This window comes from Streptomyces sp. NPDC012637 (assembly GCF_042954805.1).
GTDB lineage: Bacteria > Actinomycetota > Actinomycetes > Streptomycetales > Streptomycetaceae > Streptomyces.
In genome coordinates, this window is record NZ_JBIBDS010000001.1 from 1,642,336 (window position 1) to 1,658,630 (window position 16,295).

A 16,295-nucleotide genomic window follows, 5' to 3' on the forward strand; every position below is an offset into this window, starting at 1 on the left:
GGGGTGTGAGGGGCGCGTCACGAAGCGGACGACGGGCCGGTCGGCCTCTCCAGTTCGTGGCGGAGGTCCTCCAGCTCGCTGCCGCCGGCCATCTGGCGGGTCAACTCGTCGAGGGTGATGGAGTTCTTAGTGTGGCTGCCCGCCATGACACCGCGCTTGAGCAGCACGAAACGATCTCCGACGAGGTAGGCGTGGTGCGGGTTGTGGGTGATGAGGACCACGCCGAGGCCCTGGTCACGTGCGGCCGCCACGTACTTCAGGACGACCCCCGACTGCTTGACGCCGAGCGCGGCGGTCGGCTCGTCGAGGACGAGGACCTTGGCGCCGAAGTGGACGGCCCGGGCGATGGCCACGCACTGCCGCTCGCCGCCGGAGAGGGTGCCGATGGGCTGGTCGACGTCGCGCAGGTCGATGCCCATGCGCAGCAGCGCCGTACGGGTGGTCTCGCGCATGAGCTCGACGTCGAGGCGCCTGAAGGGGCCCTTGCCGCGGGTGGGCTCGGAGCCGAGGAAGAAGTTGCGCCAGACGGGCATCAGCGGGACGACGGCGAGGTCCTGGTAGACGGTGGCGATGCCGCGGTCCAGGGCTTCGCGCGGGTTGGCGAAGGTGACCTCGTCGCCCTCGATCCGGAAGGTTCCGGCGTCGTGCCGGTGCAGCCCGGCGACGATCTTGATGAGGGTGGACTTGCCGGCGCCGTTGTCGCCGAGGACGCAGGTGATCCGGCCCGCGTCGACCTCGAGGGAGACTCCTTCGAGGGCGCGGATGTTGCCGTAGTACTTGCTGACGTCGTCGAGCTCGACGAGGGGCTTGGCTTCCGTGGTCACTTGGTGGCCTCCACGCGCTTGCGGATCCAGGCGTTCAGGAGCGTGGCGAGCAGCAGCATCGCGCCGAGGAAGAACTTGAACCAGTCCGGGTTCCACTCGGCGTACACGATGCCCTTGCCGGTCATGCCGAAGATGAACGCGCCGACCGCGGAGCCGATGGCGGAGCCGTAGCCGCCGGTGATCAGGCAGCCGCCGATGACGGCCGCGATGATGTAGATCAGCTCGTTGCCGACGCCCTCGCCGGACTGGACGACGTCGAACGAGAAGAGCAGGTGCTGCCCGGAGATCCAGGCGCAGAAGGCCACGCCCATGTAGAGGCCGATCTTGGTCTTGTGGACCGGCACGCCGACCGCGCGGGCGGCGTCGGCGCCGCCGCCGACGGCGAAGATCCAGTTGCCGAAGCGGGTGCGCAGCAGGATCCAGGTGGCGAGGGCGACCAGGCCGAACCACCAGAGGATGGTCACCTTGAGCTCGACGCCGCCGACCGTCCAGGTCGAGGCGAAGAGCTTGCGGGCCGAGGGGAAGCCCTCCATGTCGGCGATCGACTTGGTGGAGACGGTGCCGCTGATCAGCTTGGTGAAGCCGAGGTTCAGGCCGGTCAGCATGAGGAACGTGCCGAGCGTGATGATGAAGCTCGGCAGCTTGGTGCGGGTCAGCATGAAGCCGTTGAACGCGCCGACGGCGAGGGTCACGAGCAGCGAGACGCCGACGCCGACCCACACGTTCGCGGTCATCTGGTAGCTGAACATCGACGAGACCAGCGCCGAGGTGGTGACGAGCACGCCGGCCGACAGGTCGAACTCGCCGCCGATCATCAGGAGCGCGACCGGCACGGCCATGATCCCGATGGTGGAGGCCGCGTAGAGCACCGTGCCGAGGCTGGAGGCGCGCAGGAAGCTGTCGGCGACGGCCGAGAAGAAGACGAAGACGGCGACGGCGCCGACGACCGAGCCCAGCTCGGGCCGGGCGAGGAGCTTCTTCAGCGGGGAGGTGCGCAGCAGCCGTTCGTCGACGTGGTCGAGGCCGTCCGAGGGCGGGGAGGCGGCGCTCATCGCGTACCCCGCTCCGTGTAGCCCTTCAGTGCCGCGGCCTGGTCCTTGGTGATGATCTGCGGGCCGGTGAGGACCGGCTTGCCGCCGCCGAGGACGTCGGCGTTGTACTTGTACAGCCAGAGCAGGTCGACGGCCTCGTAGCCCTGGAGGTACGGCTGCTGGTCGACCGCGAAGCCGAGGGTGCCGGACTCCAGGCCGGAGGCCACCTTGGCGTTGAGGTCGAAGGTGTCGACCTCGGCCTTGCTCCCGGCGCTCTTCTTCGCCTGGGCGGCGGCGTCGGCGAAGGGCGCCCCGAGCGTCACCACGGCGTCGACGGACGGGTCCGACTGGAGCTTGGCGAGGATGGAGGCCTGCACGTCGGGCATGTTGGTGCCGTCGACGTAGAGGTTCTGCAGCTCGCCGCCGAAGGTCTTCCTCGCGCCGGCGCAGCGCTGCTCGTGGCCGACGTTGCCCTGCTCGTGCAGGACGCACAGGGCCTTCTTGCGGCCGCGCTTGTCGAGCTCCTCGCCGACGGCCTCGCCGGCGACGGTCTCGTCCTGGCCGATGTGGGTGAGCGCGCCGAAGGCCTTGGACTGCTCGGCGCCGGAGTTCACCGTGATCACCGGGATGCCGGCCTTCACGGCCTTCTCGACCGCCGTCCTCATCGCGTCGGGCTTGGCGAGGGTGACGATGATGCCGTCGACCTTCTTCGCCACGTACGAGTCGATGAGCTGGGCCTGCTGCTGTGCCTCGTCGCTGTGGGCGTAGAGGAAGTTGACGTTGTCCTTGACGGCGGCCTGCTTGGCGCCGTTCTGGACGATGTCCCAGAAGGTGTCGCCGTCGCCCGAGTGGGTGATCATGGCGAAGGTCCAGCGGGGGGTGTCGACGGCCGCCCGGCCCTGGGCCGCGGCCGCCTTGCGGGCGTCCTCCGCGCGCTTGCCGCCGGTGCTGCTGCATCCGGCGAGCGCGGCGGTCAGCGCCACCGCGAGCACGGCGCCGACCGCCGCGCGTACCCCTCCTGTGCGAACCCTGGTCACGAGGCCGTGCCCTCCTTTGTGTCCTTCTGCGTGCATTGCAGTATCGGTCATGGGGGTGGCACCGATCTTCGGCGGGGCCCGGGACCGGCCCCGTCCGTCCTACCCGCGGGAGAGCGGCTGGAACGCGCGGGCGGTGGCTCGTCGATCAGGCCGGATCAGGGAGAGGCGTCCGGTGCCGTGCATCGCAAGGCGCCGGAGCATGCCGATAGCGGGGCCATCGGGATGTTTCGGCAACGCGGCGAGGTGCGGTTCCAGACACCGCGAGCCCGGCCTGATCGACGAGCCACCCCCTGGGGGGCGTCCTTGACACCCGGTCCGTTCCGAACGACCTTGGGGCCATGCGGATCGGACTGGTCGGGACGGGACGGATCGGGGCGTTTCACGCCGGGGTGCTGGCACGGCATCCGGAGGTCGGGGCGCTGGTCCTCGCGGACGCCGACGCGACGCGCGCCGCGCGGGTGGCCGGAGCGCTCGGGGCGGAGGCGGCGCCGACGGTCGAGGCCCTGTTCCGGCACCACGCCCTGGACGCGGTCGTGATCGCCTCGGCGACGGCCGCGCACGCGGAGCTGATCGGGCGGGCCGCGACGGCCGGGCTCCCGGCGTTCTGCGAGAAGCCGATCGCCCTCGACGTCCCGGGGACGCTCGGGGCGCTGCGGGCCGTCGCGGCGGCCGGGACCGAGTTGCAGCTGGGGTTCATGCGGCGGTTCGACGCCGGGTACCGGGCGGCGCGGGAGGCCGTCGCGGCCGGACGGCTCGGCCGGCTGCACACCGTACGGGCGGCGAGCTCGGACCCGGCGCCGCCGCCCGTCGCGTACCTGCCGCTGTCGGGCGGGCTCTACCGGGACTGCATGGTGCACGACTTCGACATCGTGCGCTGGGTGACCGGGCGGGAGGTCGTGGAGGTGTACGCGACGGGCTCGGACGCGGGTCCGGCGATGTTCCGTGAGGCGGGCGACGTGGACACGGCGGCGGCGCTGCTCACCCTGGACGACGGCACGCTGGTGACGGCCACCGCGACCCGCTGCAACGGCGCCGGGTACGACGTACGGATGGAGCTGGCCGGGGAGCTGGCGCAGCTGGCCGTCGGCCTGGACGAGCGCACTCCGCTGGAATCGGTCGAGCCGATGGGCCCGCCGCCGCCCGGCAAGCCGTGGCCGGGCTTCCTGGAGCGGTTCGCCCCGGCGTACGAGGCGGAGCTGGACGCCTTCGTACGGCTGGTGCGCGGGGAGCGCGAGAACCCCTGCGACGGGGCGGAGGCGCTGGAGGCGCTGCGGGTCGCGGAGGCGTGCGTGCTGTCGCGCCGTGAGCGGCGGCCGGTGCGGCTCGCGGAGATCCCCGCGGCCTGAGGGGCGCGCCGTCGAAGGCCGCGGGGCGGGGTGTCACCGGACTGAAGCGACCGGACGGCTGTCACCGACGGCCGTCACCGGACGGCTGCCACCAGGCGGCTGCCGTCGGCGGGCCCTCATCGGACCGCCGTCACCGGACCGCCGCAGCCTGGCCCTGCCGTCGCACGGCCCTCATCGGGCGGCCGTCACCGGCCGGCTGTCACCAGACGGATGCCCGTCGGACGGCCGTCACCGGACGGATGTCCGTCGGGCGGCTGTCACCAGACGACGGGGAGCCGGCGCGTGCCGCGGATGAGCATGCCCGGGAGCCATGCGTACGGCCCGGCCTCGGGGTCGAGCTCCAGTCGCGGGAAGCGCTCCAGGAGTGACCGGATCGCGATCTTGCCTTCCAGGCGGGCGAGCGGGGCGCCCAGGCAGTAGTGGATGCCGTGGCCGAAGGCGAGGTGGCCGCGCGGGTCGCGGCGGATGTCGAAGCGGTCGGGCTCCGGGAAGCGGCCCGGGTCGCGCCCTCCGGAGGCGATGCCGACCACGACGACGGCGCCGGCCGGGATGACGGCCCCGCCGATCGGGACGGGCTCGGCGGCGAACCTGAGCGTCGCCGTCTCCACCGGCCCGTCGTAACGCAGGCCTTCCTCGACGGCGCCGTCGATCAGGCCGAAGTCGGCGCGCAGGGCCGCCAGTTGCTCGGGGTGGGCGAGCAGGGCGCGGACGGTGTTGGCGATGAGGTTGACGGTGGTCTCGTGGCCCGCGATGAGCAACAGGTAGGCGAGGGCCCGGAGTTCGGGCAGCGAGAGCCGGTCGCCGTCCTCGGCGCGGGTGCCGATGAGCGCGGACAGCAGGTCGTCGGCGGGACCCGCGGCCCGCTTGTCCTCGATGAGTTCGTCGAGGTAGCCGCCGAAGCCCTCGACGGCCTCCCGGTCGGTCATGGCCCCGGTGGGTGCGACGAGTTCGTTGGACCAGGCCCGGAAGGAGTCCCGGTCGGCGGCCGGGACGCCGAGCAGCTCGCAGATCACGGTGATCGGCAGCGGGAAGGCGAAGGAGTCGACGAGGTCGGCGCGGCCGGCCGGCGCCATGGCGTCCAGGAGTTCGTCGGTGAGCTGCTGGATCCGCGGGCGCAGCGCCTCGACGCGGCGGCCGGTGAACTCGCCGGCGACGAGCTTGCGCAGCCGGGTGTGGTCGGGCGGGTCGACGATGAGCAGGTTGGGACCGACGACCTCCTCCTCCGGCAGCGGTATGCCCATGGACGAGAAGGACTTGGAGAACCGCTGGTCCGCGAGGGCGGCGCGGGCCTCCTCGTAACCGACGACGAGCCAGGCCGGCATGCCGTCCGGAGTGATGACCTCGTGGACCGGACCGGCCTCGCGGAGCTTCGCATAGTACGGGTACGGGTTCGCGGTGAAGTCCGCGCCGTATTCCCCCAGATCGATGACGGACATCGGCCCAGCCTATGCGCCGCCCTCACCGTCGGGGAGGTCCAGGAGTCCCGCGTCGTGGACGAGCAGCGCGATCTGGACACGGTTGTTGAGGTCGAGTTTGGCCAGGATCCGCGAGACGTGGGTCTTGACGGTGGGGACGCTCATGTAGAGGGCCGCGGCGATCTCGGCGTTGGAGCGGCCCTGGCCCACGGCGACGGCGACCTCGCGCTCGCGCCCGGCGAGCGGCGCGAGGCGTTCACGGGCGGTGGCGCGGCGGGGCCGCTGCCGTGGGGTGGCGTCGGGCCCGGCGACGTGGCTCATGAGCTGGCGGGTGACGGCGGGCGAGAGCACGGGATCGCCGGCGGCGACCCGGCGGACGGCGGCGACGATCTCGGCGGGCGCGGTGTCCTTGAGGACGAAGCCGGCGGCCCCGGCACGCAGGGCGCGCAGCACCTGCTCGTCGGCGTGGAAGGTGGTGAGCACGACGACCTCGGGGGCGCCGGGCCGGGAGCGCAGTTCCTCGGTGGCGGTGAGGCCGTCGACCGCGGGCATGCGGATGTCCATGAGGACCACGTCGGGGGCGAGCCGGTCGACGAGGGCGGGGACCTCGGAGCCGTCGGCGCCCTCGCCGACGATCGTGATGTCCTCGGCGCCGCCGAGCATGAAGGAGAGGCCCGCGCGGACCAGGGGGTCGTCGTCGACGATCAGCAGCCGGATGGTCATGCGGGCCACGGTAGCCAGGCGTGGAGGGCGAAGCCGCCGTCGGGGGCCGGTCCGTGGTCGAGACGGCCGCCGGCGAGCGTGGCGCGTTCCGTGAGACCGATGAGGCCCTGCCCGGAGCCGGGGACGTGCGGGACGGGTCCGACGGGCGCGGGGTTGCGGACGTCGACGGTGAGGCCGTCGCCGGGGCGGCCGCGCACGGTGACGGTGACCTCGGCGCCGGGGGCGTGCTTGCGGGCGTTGGTCAGGGCCTCCTGGGCGATCCGGTAGACGGTGCGGCCGGTGGCGACGGGCACCGTGTCCGGGTCGGTGACGGTGGAGTCGAGGACGACCTTCATGCCGGCCTCGCGGACCTCGGCGACCAGGGTGTCGAGGGTGGCGAGGGTGGGCTGCGGCCGGTCCTCCGCGCCCTCGCCGGGGGACCGCAGCACGCCGATGATCTGCCGCAGGTCCTGGAGGGCCTCGTGGGCGCTGTCCCGGATGACCCCGGCGGCCCGGGCGATCTGCTCGGGCGGGGCGTCGGGCCGGAACTCCAGGGCGCCGGCGTGCACGCTCAGCAGGGTGAGCCGGTGGGCGAGGACGTCGTGCATCTCGCGGGCGATGGCCTCGCGGGCCGCCCGCTGCGCCTGCTCGGCGCGCAGCTCGGCCTCGGCCTCGGCGCGCAGGGCCCGGTCGCGCAGCGCCTCGACGAGCCGGCGGCGGGAGCGTACGAGCATGCCCCAGGCGGTGACGAGGAGGATGAGGACGGCGCTGAGGCCGATGCCGAGGGGGACGCCGGTGTCGGGGTCGGGGCGGACGAAGGCCTGGACGGTGGAGGCGGCGATGGCGAGCAGCCCGATCCAGGCGACCTGCCGGAAGGGGCGGCGCACGGCGACGCTGAACAGGCTCGCGAGGAGGGCGCCGCCGGCGGTGGGCGCGACGGCGCTGACGACGGACAGGGTCACGGCGAGCCCGACGGGCCAACGGCGGCGCAGCCAGAGCGCGACGCAGGCGAGCCCGCCGGCGATCTGGTCGGCGAGGGCGACGGCCTCGCTGTTGTACCGGGCGCTGGTCTCGGCGGCGAGCAGTCCGACGAACGCGGCGAGCAGGAAGAGGCAGGTGTCCACCACCCAGTCCCGCGCGGTCCGCCGAGGCCGCGGCCCCTCCGTCCCGTCGAGCGCGCCGGTCCGGGCGGCCTCGACCAGATGGGAGGGCAGCAGCCAGGTGCGTGTCATACCGGAAATGTACGCAGGTGAGAGCCCTGTCACGGGGTGGAGGCGGCCGCCCGATACCAAAGTCGCACAGCCCGGGACTTCCGTCGTACGGTTCCCCGTGACGCGATACCGGCGGCCGACGCGGCACGGCCCGCCCGGGGATCACGCTCGGACCATGAAGAAACTTCTCGAGGTCACGGGCTTCCTGTTGACGGTCTTCGGCATCTTCGGCGTGATCCGCGAACTGACCGACGGCTGGTTCCGCTTCATGGGGGTGACCCGCTTCCTGACCGAGAACGTCTGGTTCCTGGAGGACCACGCCCTGTTCGCGAACATCGTGATCGCGGCCCTGGGCTTCGCGCTGATGGTGATGTCGGACCGGGTGAAGAGCTGAGGGGTCGGGGCGCGCTGGGTCCTGCGGCTCGGGACTCGGGGCCGGGAGACGAGGAGGGAGACGGTCGGGTCGGCCGTGACGCGGCACCGGTGCCACTCCCCCACGTCACGGACAGGGCCGCGGATTACCGTCGGGTAGCCGCGGAGTGGCAGCCCTGGGTCCCCGTGCGGCCCTCACCGCCGGTCGGCGGTCCGGTCGGCGGCCCTGCGGCCCCATCCCGTGCCCGCCAGCACGAGCACCGCGCCCGCGAGGCCCACGAGACCCGGGCGGTCGCCGGCCAGGGCGATGCCCGCCGCGGCGGCCCACAGGGGCTCCGTGCCGAGGAGGAGGCTGACCCGGGACGGGGAGGTGCGGCGCACCGCCCACATCTGCACGAAGAAGGCGAAGAGGGTGCAGAAGACGGAGAGGAAGAGCAGGCCCGCCCACTCGCCGGCTCCGAAGTCCGCTGCCGCCGCCCAGGGCGGTGCGCCGGTGCCCGGAAGGGCGACCAGGACGGCGAAGACGGCGACGGCGGAGCCCAGTTGGACGGTGGTGAGCGACAGGGAGTCCGCGCTCTGGACGGCCTTGATCCGCGCCATCGCGAGCACGTGGACGGTCCGGGCGAGGGCCGCGAGCAGCATCAGCAGGTCGCCGGAGGACGGCGCGGTGAACCCGCCGCCCTGGGTGAGCATGACCACGCCCGCCACCGAGAGCCCGGCGGCGGCCAGGAAGGCGCGGGGTGGCCGCGTCCGGTTGACGGCCGCCTCCGCGAGCGGCGTGAAGATCATGGTGAGGCTGATGATCAGGCCCGCGTTGGTGGCGGAGGTGTGGACGACGCCGTACGTCTCCAGGAGGAAGATCCCGGCGAGGACGAGGCCGAGGACGGCGGCCCCGCGCCACTGGGCGGCGTCCAGCGCCCGCAGCCTGCGCCATCCGGCGGCGACCAGGACCGGCAGCACCACGGCGAAGCGCAGGACCAGGACGGCGAGCACGGTGTGGGCGGTGGTGATGCCCTTCGCCGCGAGGTAGCTGGCGCCCCAGACGACCGCGACGAGCAGGACGGGGAGGTCGGTGAGCCAGGCGCGGCGGGGCGCGCCGAGGGGTACGGGGACGGCGGCGGTCGTCATCGGCGAGCGGTCTCCGACTCGATGGGGACGGGGTGGAGACTTCGTCGGCTCTCACACGGGGGAGATCACCGTATCCGCCGGAGAGGGTGGTGGCTACACCTTTCCCCGGGCCCTACTCGCCGATGGTTCCGAACGTGGGCCGGCCCGCCGGTTCGTACGTCTGGATGGTGACGCCCTTGCTCGTGAAGCGGGACTCGGCGAGCCGGAAGGCGCTCGGCGTGGCGCCCTCGGCGAAGAGGCGACGGCCCTTGCCGAGCACGACCGGGAAGACGAGCAGGTGCAGCCTGTCGATCAGGTCGTGCTCCAGGAGGGTGCGTGCCAGACCGCCGCTGCCGTGCATCTGGACCTCACCGTCGAGCCGCTGTTTGAGCGCCGCGACCGCGTCGGCGGCGTCGCCCCTCAGGACCGTGGTGGTGGGCCAGTCGGCGCTGGCGAGCGTGGTGGAGACGACGTACTTGGGGAGGGCGTTCAGCCTGCCCGCGATCGGGTCGTCCGGGTCGGTCTGCTTCGGCCAGTAGCTCGCGAAGATGTCGTACGTGCGGCGGCCCAGGAGGAAGGCGGTGGGCCGCTCGAAGACCTCGTTGACGAAGCGGCCGAAGTCCTCGTCCAGGTACGGGAAGACCCAGCCGCCGAGGTCGAAGCCGCCGGTGGTGTCCTCCTCGGGGCCGCCGGGGGCCTGGTAGACGCCGTCGAGGGTGAGGAACTGGGTGAGGCTGAGGGTGGCCATGAGGGGTGCCCTTTCTCTTCCGGACCATGCTGTCCCACTCCTTCCGACCCTGCCGCTCGACGGAACTCATCGGTGCGGGTCGGCGTCCGATTCCCGCCAGCGGCAGCGCCCCCGCCCCCGTTTGATTGAACTCGCAACGACAACCGACGCACGAGGAGTTACGCGATGTCCACCATGAGCGGCAAGGCGGTTCTGGTCACCGGCGGCAGCCGGGGCATAGGCGCGGCGACGGCCGTCCGCCTCGCCCGGGAGGGCGCGGACGTGGCCTTCACCTACGTCCGGGGAGAGGAGCGGGCCCGCGAGGTCGCGGCCCGGATCGAGGAGGCCGGCGGCAAGGCGCTCGCGCTGCGGGCGGACGCCGGGGACGCGGGCGACGCGGCGGGCGCCGTGGACTGGGCTGCCGACGCCCTCGGCCGGCTCGACGTGCTGGTCAACAACGTCGGCGTCGGCGTCCTCGGGCCGCTGGAGTCGCTCTCCCTCGCCGACGTGGACCGGGTGCTCGCGGTGAACGTCCGCTCGGCCTTCCTGGCCTCGCAGGCGGCGGCCGCGCGCATGGAGGCGGGCGGCCGGATCATCACCATCGGCACCTGCATGACCCAGCGGGTGCCGGGTCCGGGCGGCACGCTGTACACGACCAGCAAGGCCGCGCTGGTCGGTCTGACGAAGGCCCTCGCCCGCGAGCTCGGCGGCCGGGGCATCACCGCGAACATCGTCCACCCGGGCCCGACGGACACCGACATGAACCCGGCCGACGGCCCGTACGCGGAGGGCCAGGCGCAGATGACCGCGCTCGGCCGCTTCGGCACCGCCGATGAGGTCGCGGCCATGGTCGCGTTCCTGGCCGGGCCGGGCGCGCGGTACGTGACGGGCGCCGAGTTCTCGGTGGACGGCGGCCACGCCGCATGAGCACGAGGGCGCACCGGTGCTGTCATGCCGGTGCGCCCTCGCGGGCCGAGCGGGGTGTCGTACCCGCTCAGTACGGGGTGGAGCGGGGCGTCGTCAGCCGCCCAGCTCCTGGTGGCGGGCGGTCAGCCGCGCCGTGCCCGCCTCGGTGAGCGAGCCGAAGAGACGGAGGCGGGAGATGCCGCCGTCGGGGTAGATGTCGATCCGGACCCGGGAACCGACGGCCGGCGCGTCGAGCACGAAGCGGTGGTTGGTGTCGGGCTGCAGGCGGGTGCGGGGCAGGATCTCGGTCCAGTCCTCGGAGCCTTCGGCGGCCACGGACAGCGCGGCCCAGCCGGCGCTGTTGCCCTTGAGGTACGCGGTGTCGATCTCGACGGCGCGGATCTCGGACTCGGCGGCGAGGCTGTAGCGGATCCAGTCGTTGCCCTTGTCGCGGCGGCGGCGGGTCTCCCAGCCGTCGTCCATCTTGCGCGAGCGGCCGGGCTGGATGGTGTTGGTGGCCGGGGAGTAGAAGCGGTCGGAGGCGTCCTCGACCTGGCCGCCGTTCTCCAGGGCCGCGAGGTCGAAGGTGCCGAGCACGCCGAGCCACTGCGGGTCCGGGGCGACCTCGCCGTACACCCGGAGGCGGGCGATTCCGCCGTCCGGGTGCTGGTTGACCCGGAGGTGGGTGAAGCGCTGCTCGACGTCGACCGCGAAGCCGTTGGCGGCGTGGCCGCCGATGGCGGTGCGCGGGACGAGGGTCGTCCACTTCACGTCGTCGGCGAGCAGCTGCTCGGGCGAGGGCGAGCCGGCGACCGACGTGGCCTCCACGGAAACGGCCTGCGGGTAGTTCCCGCGGAAGTGGGCGGTGTCCACGACGATGCCGCGGATCACGCCGGGCGCGCCGAGGCGTACGAGGGCCCAGTCGTGGTCGTCCTCGGTGGGGTGCGGCTGCTCGGCGGAGACACCGCGGCGGCGGCGGGTCTCCCAGCCGTCCATGATCTTGCCCTTGTGGCCGAAGTGCTCGGGGTCGAACTCGGCGGCCTCGGGCTTGAGCAGGTTCTCGCGCTCGGCGAAGAACTCGTCGTTGGCGGCGATCACGCCCGCGCCCAGGCGGCGGTCGGCGAGATCGGCGTACTGGGTGAAGGGGAAGTCGGCCGTGCGGTAGTCGGCGTACGGGTCGCCGCCTCCGTAGGGGCTGGCGTCGCCGGTGAAGGAGGGTATGCCGGTCACGGTCAGTTGTTCCTTTCGAGAAGGCGGCCGGAGGGCTCGGCCAGGGTGCCGCGGTCGTTGATGCGTTCGCCGCGCAGCCAGGTGGAGGTGACGACGCCGTACAGGGTCCGGCCCGCGTAGGCGGTGATCCGGTTGCGGTGCTGGAGCTCCGCCGGGTCGACGGTGAAGGTGGCGTCCGGGTCGACCACGGCGAAGTCGGCGTCGCGGCCGGCCTCGATGGCGCCCTTGCGGGACAGGCCGGCGAGCTCGGCCGGGGCCTGCGACATCCAGCGGGCGACGTCCGTCAGGTCGTGGCCGCGGCGGCGGGCCTCGGTCCAGATGGCGGGCAGGCCGAGCTGGAGGGAGGAGATGCCGCCCCAGGCGGAGGCGAAGTCGCCGGTCTTGAGGTCGGCGGTGGACGGCGAGTGGTCGGAGACGATGCAGTCGATGGTGCCGTCGGCGAGGCCCTGCCAGAGCAGGTCCTGGTTGGCCGCCTCGCGGATGGGCGGGCAGCACTTGAACTCGGTGGCGCCGTCGGGGACCTCCTCGGCCGTCAGGGTGAGGAAGTGCGGGCAGGACTCCACGGTGATCTTCACACCCTCGGCCTTGGCGGCGGCGATCAGCGGCAGCGCGTCGGAGGACGACAGGTGGAGGACGTGCACGCGGGCGCTCAGCCGCCGGGCCTGGTTGATCAGGTTCTCGATGGCCGTGTTCTCGGCGACGCGGGGCCGGGACGCGAGGAAGTCGGCGTACTTCGCCCCCTTCCTCTGCGGGGCCGCGTCGAGCTCGTGCGGGTCCTCGGCGTGGACGATCATCAGTCCGCCGAAGCCGGCGATCTCGGCGAGGGAGGTGGCCAGCTGCTCCTGGTCGAGCTGCGGGAACTCGTCGACGCCGGAGGGCGAGAGGAAGCACTTGAAGCCGAAGACGCCCGCGTCGTGCAGGGGGCGCAGGTCCTTGACGTTGTCGGGGAGTGCGCCGCCCCAGAAGCCGGTGTCGATGTGGGCCTTGGAGCGGGCGACGTCCTGCTTGATCCGCAGGTGCTCGACCGTGGTGGTGGGCGGCAGCGAGTTGAGCGGCATGTCGAGCAGGGTGGTGATGCCGCCGGCGGCCGCGGCGCGGGTGGCGGTCCAGAAGCCCTCCCACTCGGTGCGGCCGGGATCGTTGACGTGGACGTGGGTGTCGACGAGGCCGGGCAGGACGACGTCGTCGCCGACGTCCTCCAGCCGGACCCCGGCCGGCACCTCGGCGTCGTAGGGCAGCACGGCCGCGATCGTCCCGCCGGCGACGGCGATCGACGCCGCACGCGTCCCCTCGGGAGTGATGACACGCGTCGAACGCAGGACCAGGTTGACGTCCACCCGTACCCCTTCTTCCTCGACTGCTTCCACGAAGCAGAAATTCAACGAACTGTTGAAGGAGTTTGCGTCCGAGACGACAGGTCGTCAAGGGCACACTTCCAGCATGAGACGCGGACCAACCGCGCTTGGACGTTTCCATGAAGTGGAATGCGAATTTCGTACAGTAGAACGTAGCTCCGCACATGCGGGGCGGACCAGGAGCCCTCCGGGCAGCCGCCGACAACGGACAAACACCCCCCTGACCGGCCCGGACGCCCGGACCTGGGCCGTGTGCCCGACGCGACGGCCCGGTAGGCTGCTGCCTTGCCCGCCTGCCCCGAAAGGACCGTTGCCGTGCCGACGTCCAGCGCCAGCACCACCGACGCCGCCAAACCCGCCGCGAGCGGGGGCGTCCAGTCCCTTGAGCGTGCCTTCGACCTCCTGGAGCGGATGGCCGACGCCGGGGGCGAGGTCGGGCTGAGCGAGCTCTCCGCCAGCAGCGGCCTGCCGCTGCCCACCATCCACCGCCTGATGCGCACCCTGGTCGCCTGCGGCTACGTGCGCCAGCAGCCCAACCGGCGCTACGCCCTCGGCCCCCGCCTCATCCGCCTCGGCGAGTCCGCCTCCCGGCTCCTCGGGACCTGGGCCCGCCCGTATCTGGCGCGGCTCGTGGAGGAGACCGGCGAGACCGCGAACATGGCGCTGCTCGACGGCGACGAGATCGTGTACGTGGCGCAGGTGCCGTCCAAGCACTCGATGCGCATGTTCACCGAGGTCGGCCGCCGGGTGCTGCCGCACTCCACCGGCGTCGGCAAGGCACTGCTCGCCCACACCCCCGCCGACGAGGTGCGCGCGCTGCTCGCCCGTACGGGCATGCCGGCCGCGACCGAGAAGACCATCACGACGCCCGAGGGCTTCCTGGACGCGCTGGCGACCGTCCGCGAGACGGGTTACGCGGTCGACGACAACGAGCAGGAGATAGGCGTCCGCTGCCTCGCGGTGCCGGTGCCCAACTCCCCCACCGCGGCGGCCATCTCCATCTCGGGCCCGGCCGGCCGGGTGACGGAGGCCGCGACCGAGAAGATCGTCCCGATCCTCCACCAGGTCGCCGAGGAGCTCTCGACGGCCCTCGCGAACACGGCGGGCAACGGCCAGGGCTGAGGACGCACGCGCGAAGGCGCCCGGAACCCCGTGGTTCCGGGCGCCTTCGCGTACGCCGTCAGACCGCCACGGCCGCGTCGGTGAGCCGCCCGTCCCGCACGGTCACCACCCGGTCGGCCCGGCCCAGGTGCGTCCGGTCGTGCGTCACGAGGACCGTCGCCGTCCCGCGCTCCGCCGTCAGCCCGGCGAGGAGCTCCATGACCGCCGCGCCCCGCTCGTGGTCCAGGGCACTGGTCGGCTCGTCCACCAGGAGCACGGACGGCTCGTTCATGAGTGCCCGCGCGATGTTGACGCGCTGGCGCTGACCGCCGGAGAGCTGGTGCGGGCGCCGGTGGGCCTGCTCGGCCAGGCCCACGGCGTCCAGCAGTCCGGCGGCCCGCTCGCGCACGGCACGGCTCTTCCGGCCGGACAGATGGGCCATCACCTGGAGCTGTTCGAGCGCCGTGAGCGAGGGCAGCAGGTTCGGCTGCTGGAAGACGATGCCGATCCGCTCCCGCCGCAGCCCGGCCTTCTGCGCCTGGCTCAGCTGCCCCGTGTCGGTACCGGCCACCTCCACGCGTCCGCTGTCCGGCGTGACCAGGGTCGCGGCCACCGCGAGCAGGCTGGACTTGCCGGAGCCGGAGGGGCCGACGACCGCGGCGAGCGATCCCGCGGGCACCTCCAGGGAGACGGCGTCGAGGGCGGTGAGCCGGCCGTCGCCGTCCGGGTAGGTCAGGGTCACGTCTTCGAGCAGCAGGCTCATCGGGCACTCCCGAGGGCGGTCAGGGGATCGACGGCGGTGATCCGCCGGATGGACAGGGCCGCGCCGAGCACACCGAGCACGACGATCACGGCCGCGGGGCCGAGCACGGTCAGCGGCTGGAGCACGAAGGGCACGTCGCCGCCGCTGATCAGCGCGCCGATGCCGACGGCGAGCCCGGTGCCGAGCAGGGTGCCGGCGGCCAGCATCACCACGGCCTGGCCGAGGGCGTCCTTCAGGAGGTACGGCGTCGAGGCTCCGAGCGCCTTGAGGACCGCCACGTCGGCGCTGCGCTGGATGGTCCAGACGGTGAAGAAGGCTCCTATGACGAGCGCGGAGATCGCGAAGAGGAAGCCGCGCATCAGCTGGAGCGAGCCGTTCTCGGCCTGGTAGGACCCTATGGCGCCGAGCGCCTCGTCGATCGTCTTCGACGAGGTCTTCAGGGCCGTGTCCCCGGCCGCCCAGTCGGCACCCGCACCGCTGAGCGCGATGACGGTGGCCTGCGCCTCCGGCGTGGTGCCGCTGTGCCCGAGCTTCTGCCAGTCGTCGAGCGAGGTCCACACGACGGGCGTGTGACTGTACGAGGCGTCCCCGGAGACCGCGGCGACCGTGGCGCCCAGGGTGCCGAGGCGCACGGCGTCCCCCGTCGTGGCGTCCAGCTCCTTCGCCGCCGACTCCGAGAGGACCACCCGGCCGGGACCGACGGCGGCGGGCGCGAGTCCGGACCCGGACGCGGTGCCGAAGGCGGACACGGCCGCGGTGCGCCCGCCGGCCGCCGCGTTGAGGGTGCGGATGCCCAGCGGCTCGGCGCCGCGCACGCCGGGCCTGGCGGCCCAGTCCCGCCACTGCGACTCGGTGACGGTCGAGTTGGTGAAGGAGACCGACTGGCCGTCGGGCGGGGCGGCGAAGGCCAGCCGGTCCGCCGGCAGGCCGGTGACCGCCGAGACGTTCTCCCGCGCGAGCCCGGCGGTCAGCCCCGACAGCAGGCCGACGAGCAGGGTGATCAGGACGATCACCGTGCCCATCAAGGTGAATCGCCCCTTGGCGAATCTGAGGTCTCTCCATGCCACGAACATGGGGCCAAGCCTGCTCGGCGAGGGCCGCCGCGGGCATCGCGCCACGGATTGCTCCGTAATCAAACTTTCGGTTGAGTCCGGTTCGCCCGGTCCGC

The 16,295-nt window shown here is 72.9% G+C and carries 16 protein-coding genes; 4 read left to right on the top strand and 12 right to left on the bottom strand.

Features of this window, described 5'->3' with window-relative positions:
* Positions 1-17: 17 nt before the first annotated feature.
* From ACFY8W_RS07345 to ACFY8W_RS07355, 3 genes are read right to left on the bottom strand one after another with little or no spacing between them, the layout of a single operon-like run.
* Positions 18-824, bottom strand: coding sequence for an ATP-binding cassette domain-containing protein (locus tag ACFY8W_RS07345; RefSeq protein ID WP_391101305.1), 807 nt, complete (start codon positions 822-824; stop codon positions 18-20).
* Complete coding sequence (locus ACFY8W_RS07350) at positions 821-1,876, bottom strand: ABC transporter permease (protein WP_391101308.1); 1,056 nt, start codon at positions 1,874-1,876, stop codon at positions 821-823. The genes ACFY8W_RS07345 and ACFY8W_RS07350 overlap by 4 nt, the downstream gene beginning before the upstream one ends.
* Positions 1,873-2,892 carry a substrate-binding domain-containing protein gene (locus ACFY8W_RS07355; RefSeq protein ID WP_391101310.1) on the bottom strand — a complete coding sequence of 340 codons (1,020 nt, stop codon included), beginning with the start codon at positions 2,890-2,892 and terminating at the stop codon, positions 1,873-1,875. The genes ACFY8W_RS07350 and ACFY8W_RS07355 overlap by 4 nt, the downstream gene beginning before the upstream one ends.
* Before the next feature lie 338 nt (positions 2,893-3,230).
* Between ACFY8W_RS07355 and ACFY8W_RS07360 the strand changes: the two genes are divergently transcribed.
* Entirely contained in the window at positions 3,231-4,238 is a 1,008-nt protein-coding gene (locus tag ACFY8W_RS07360) for a Gfo/Idh/MocA family oxidoreductase (RefSeq protein WP_391101313.1), read from the top strand.
* A 257-nt stretch (positions 4,239-4,495) separates the two neighbouring features.
* On the opposite strand, the gene ACFY8W_RS07365 is transcribed toward ACFY8W_RS07360, so the two are convergent.
* The 3 genes from ACFY8W_RS07365 to ACFY8W_RS07375 are packed head-to-tail and all read right to left on the bottom strand — an operon-like array spanning position 4,496 to position 7,587.
* The gene (locus ACFY8W_RS07365; RefSeq protein ID WP_391101316.1) at positions 4,496-5,674 is read right to left on the bottom strand and encodes a cytochrome P450; all 1,179 of its coding nucleotides are present in this window, start codon (positions 5,672-5,674) and stop codon (positions 4,496-4,498) included.
* A gap of 9 nt (positions 5,675-5,683) precedes the next feature.
* Complete coding sequence (locus ACFY8W_RS07370; RefSeq protein ID WP_391101318.1) at positions 5,684-6,376, bottom strand: response regulator; 693 nt, start codon at positions 6,374-6,376, stop codon at positions 5,684-5,686.
* Positions 6,373-7,587, bottom strand: coding sequence for a histidine kinase (locus ACFY8W_RS07375; protein ID WP_391101320.1), 1,215 nt, complete (start codon positions 7,585-7,587; stop codon positions 6,373-6,375). The genes ACFY8W_RS07370 and ACFY8W_RS07375 overlap by 4 nt, the downstream gene beginning before the upstream one ends.
* Positions 7,588-7,741: 154 nt before the next feature.
* Between ACFY8W_RS07375 and ACFY8W_RS07380 the strand changes: the two genes are divergently transcribed.
* The gene (locus tag ACFY8W_RS07380) at positions 7,742-7,960 is read left to right on the top strand and encodes a hypothetical protein (RefSeq protein ID WP_391101323.1); all 219 of its coding nucleotides are present in this window, start codon (positions 7,742-7,744) and stop codon (positions 7,958-7,960) included.
* A 173-nt stretch (positions 7,961-8,133) separates the two neighbouring features.
* On the opposite strand, the gene ACFY8W_RS07385 is transcribed toward ACFY8W_RS07380, so the two are convergent.
* Positions 8,134-9,066 (bottom strand): EamA family transporter, encoded by a 933-nt coding sequence (locus ACFY8W_RS07385; RefSeq protein ID WP_391101325.1) that lies wholly within the window; start codon positions 9,064-9,066, stop codon positions 8,134-8,136.
* A gap of 112 nt (positions 9,067-9,178) precedes the next feature.
* Positions 9,179-9,793: a dihydrofolate reductase family protein gene (locus ACFY8W_RS07390; RefSeq protein ID WP_391101328.1), complete on the bottom strand. Its 615-nt coding sequence runs from the start codon at positions 9,791-9,793 to the stop codon at positions 9,179-9,181.
* Between the two features lie 165 nt (positions 9,794-9,958).
* Here ACFY8W_RS07390 and ACFY8W_RS07395 point away from each other — a divergent pair, with 165 nt between their 5' ends.
* Positions 9,959-10,699, top strand: coding sequence for an SDR family oxidoreductase (locus ACFY8W_RS07395; RefSeq protein WP_391101330.1), 741 nt, complete (start codon positions 9,959-9,961; stop codon positions 10,697-10,699).
* A gap of 93 nt (positions 10,700-10,792) precedes the next feature.
* Here the strand turns inward: ACFY8W_RS07395 and alc are convergent, their stop codons facing one another.
* The gene (gene alc / locus ACFY8W_RS07400) at positions 10,793-11,914 is read right to left on the bottom strand and encodes an allantoicase (RefSeq protein ID WP_391101777.1); all 1,122 of its coding nucleotides are present in this window, start codon (positions 11,912-11,914) and stop codon (positions 10,793-10,795) included.
* A complete protein-coding gene (gene allB, locus ACFY8W_RS07405; RefSeq protein ID WP_391101779.1) occupies positions 11,911-13,245 on the bottom strand; it encodes an allantoinase AllB in 1,335 nt (444 codons plus the stop codon). Before allB ends, alc begins: the two co-directional genes overlap by 4 nt.
* Before the next feature lie 333 nt (positions 13,246-13,578).
* Between allB and ACFY8W_RS07410 the strand changes: the two genes are divergently transcribed.
* A complete protein-coding gene (locus ACFY8W_RS07410; protein ID WP_391101332.1) occupies positions 13,579-14,385 on the top strand; it encodes an IclR family transcriptional regulator C-terminal domain-containing protein in 807 nt (268 codons plus the stop codon).
* 58 nt (positions 14,386-14,443) lie between these two features.
* On the opposite strand, the gene ACFY8W_RS07415 is transcribed toward ACFY8W_RS07410, so the two are convergent.
* Together ACFY8W_RS07415 and ACFY8W_RS07420 are read right to left on the bottom strand one after the other, a co-directional pair.
* Entirely contained in the window at positions 14,444-15,127 is a 684-nt protein-coding gene (locus ACFY8W_RS07415) for an ATP-binding cassette domain-containing protein (RefSeq protein WP_391101333.1), read from the bottom strand.
* The gene (locus ACFY8W_RS07420) at positions 15,124-16,200 is read right to left on the bottom strand and encodes an FtsX-like permease family protein (RefSeq protein ID WP_391101336.1); all 1,077 of its coding nucleotides are present in this window, start codon (positions 16,198-16,200) and stop codon (positions 15,124-15,126) included. Before ACFY8W_RS07420 ends, ACFY8W_RS07415 begins: the two co-directional genes overlap by 4 nt.
* Positions 16,201-16,295: the final 95 nt, after the last annotated feature.

Bases quoted from the DNA above. Each gene is read 5' to 3' on its own strand.
- ACFY8W_RS07395 (WP_391101330.1), top strand. From the start codon at position 9,959: ATGTCCACCATGAGCGGCAAGGCGGTTCTGGTCACCGGCGGCAGCCGG.
- ACFY8W_RS07385 (WP_391101325.1), bottom strand. From the start codon at position 9,066: ATGACGACCGCCGCCGTCCCCGTACCCCTCGGCGCGCCCCGCCGCGCC.
- ACFY8W_RS07415 (WP_391101333.1), bottom strand. From the start codon at position 15,127: ATGAGCCTGCTGCTCGAAGACGTGACCCTGACCTACCCGGACGGCGAC.
- ACFY8W_RS07380 (WP_391101323.1), top strand. From the start codon at position 7,742: ATGAAGAAACTTCTCGAGGTCACGGGCTTCCTGTTGACGGTCTTCGGC.
- ACFY8W_RS07370 (WP_391101318.1), bottom strand. From the start codon at position 6,376: ATGACCATCCGGCTGCTGATCGTCGACGACGACCCCCTGGTCCGCGCG.
- ACFY8W_RS07365 (WP_391101316.1), bottom strand. From the start codon at position 5,674: ATGTCCGTCATCGATCTGGGGGAATACGGCGCGGACTTCACCGCGAAC.
- ACFY8W_RS07420 (WP_391101336.1), bottom strand. From the start codon at position 16,200: ATGTTCGTGGCATGGAGAGACCTCAGATTCGCCAAGGGGCGATTCACC.
- ACFY8W_RS07350 (WP_391101308.1), bottom strand. From the start codon at position 1,876: ATGAGCGCCGCCTCCCCGCCCTCGGACGGCCTCGACCACGTCGACGAA.
- ACFY8W_RS07375 (WP_391101320.1), bottom strand. From the start codon at position 7,587: ATGACACGCACCTGGCTGCTGCCCTCCCATCTGGTCGAGGCCGCCCGG.
- ACFY8W_RS07390 (WP_391101328.1), bottom strand. From the start codon at position 9,793: ATGGCCACCCTCAGCCTCACCCAGTTCCTCACCCTCGACGGCGTCTAC.
- ACFY8W_RS07360 (WP_391101313.1), top strand. From the start codon at position 3,231: ATGCGGATCGGACTGGTCGGGACGGGACGGATCGGGGCGTTTCACGCC.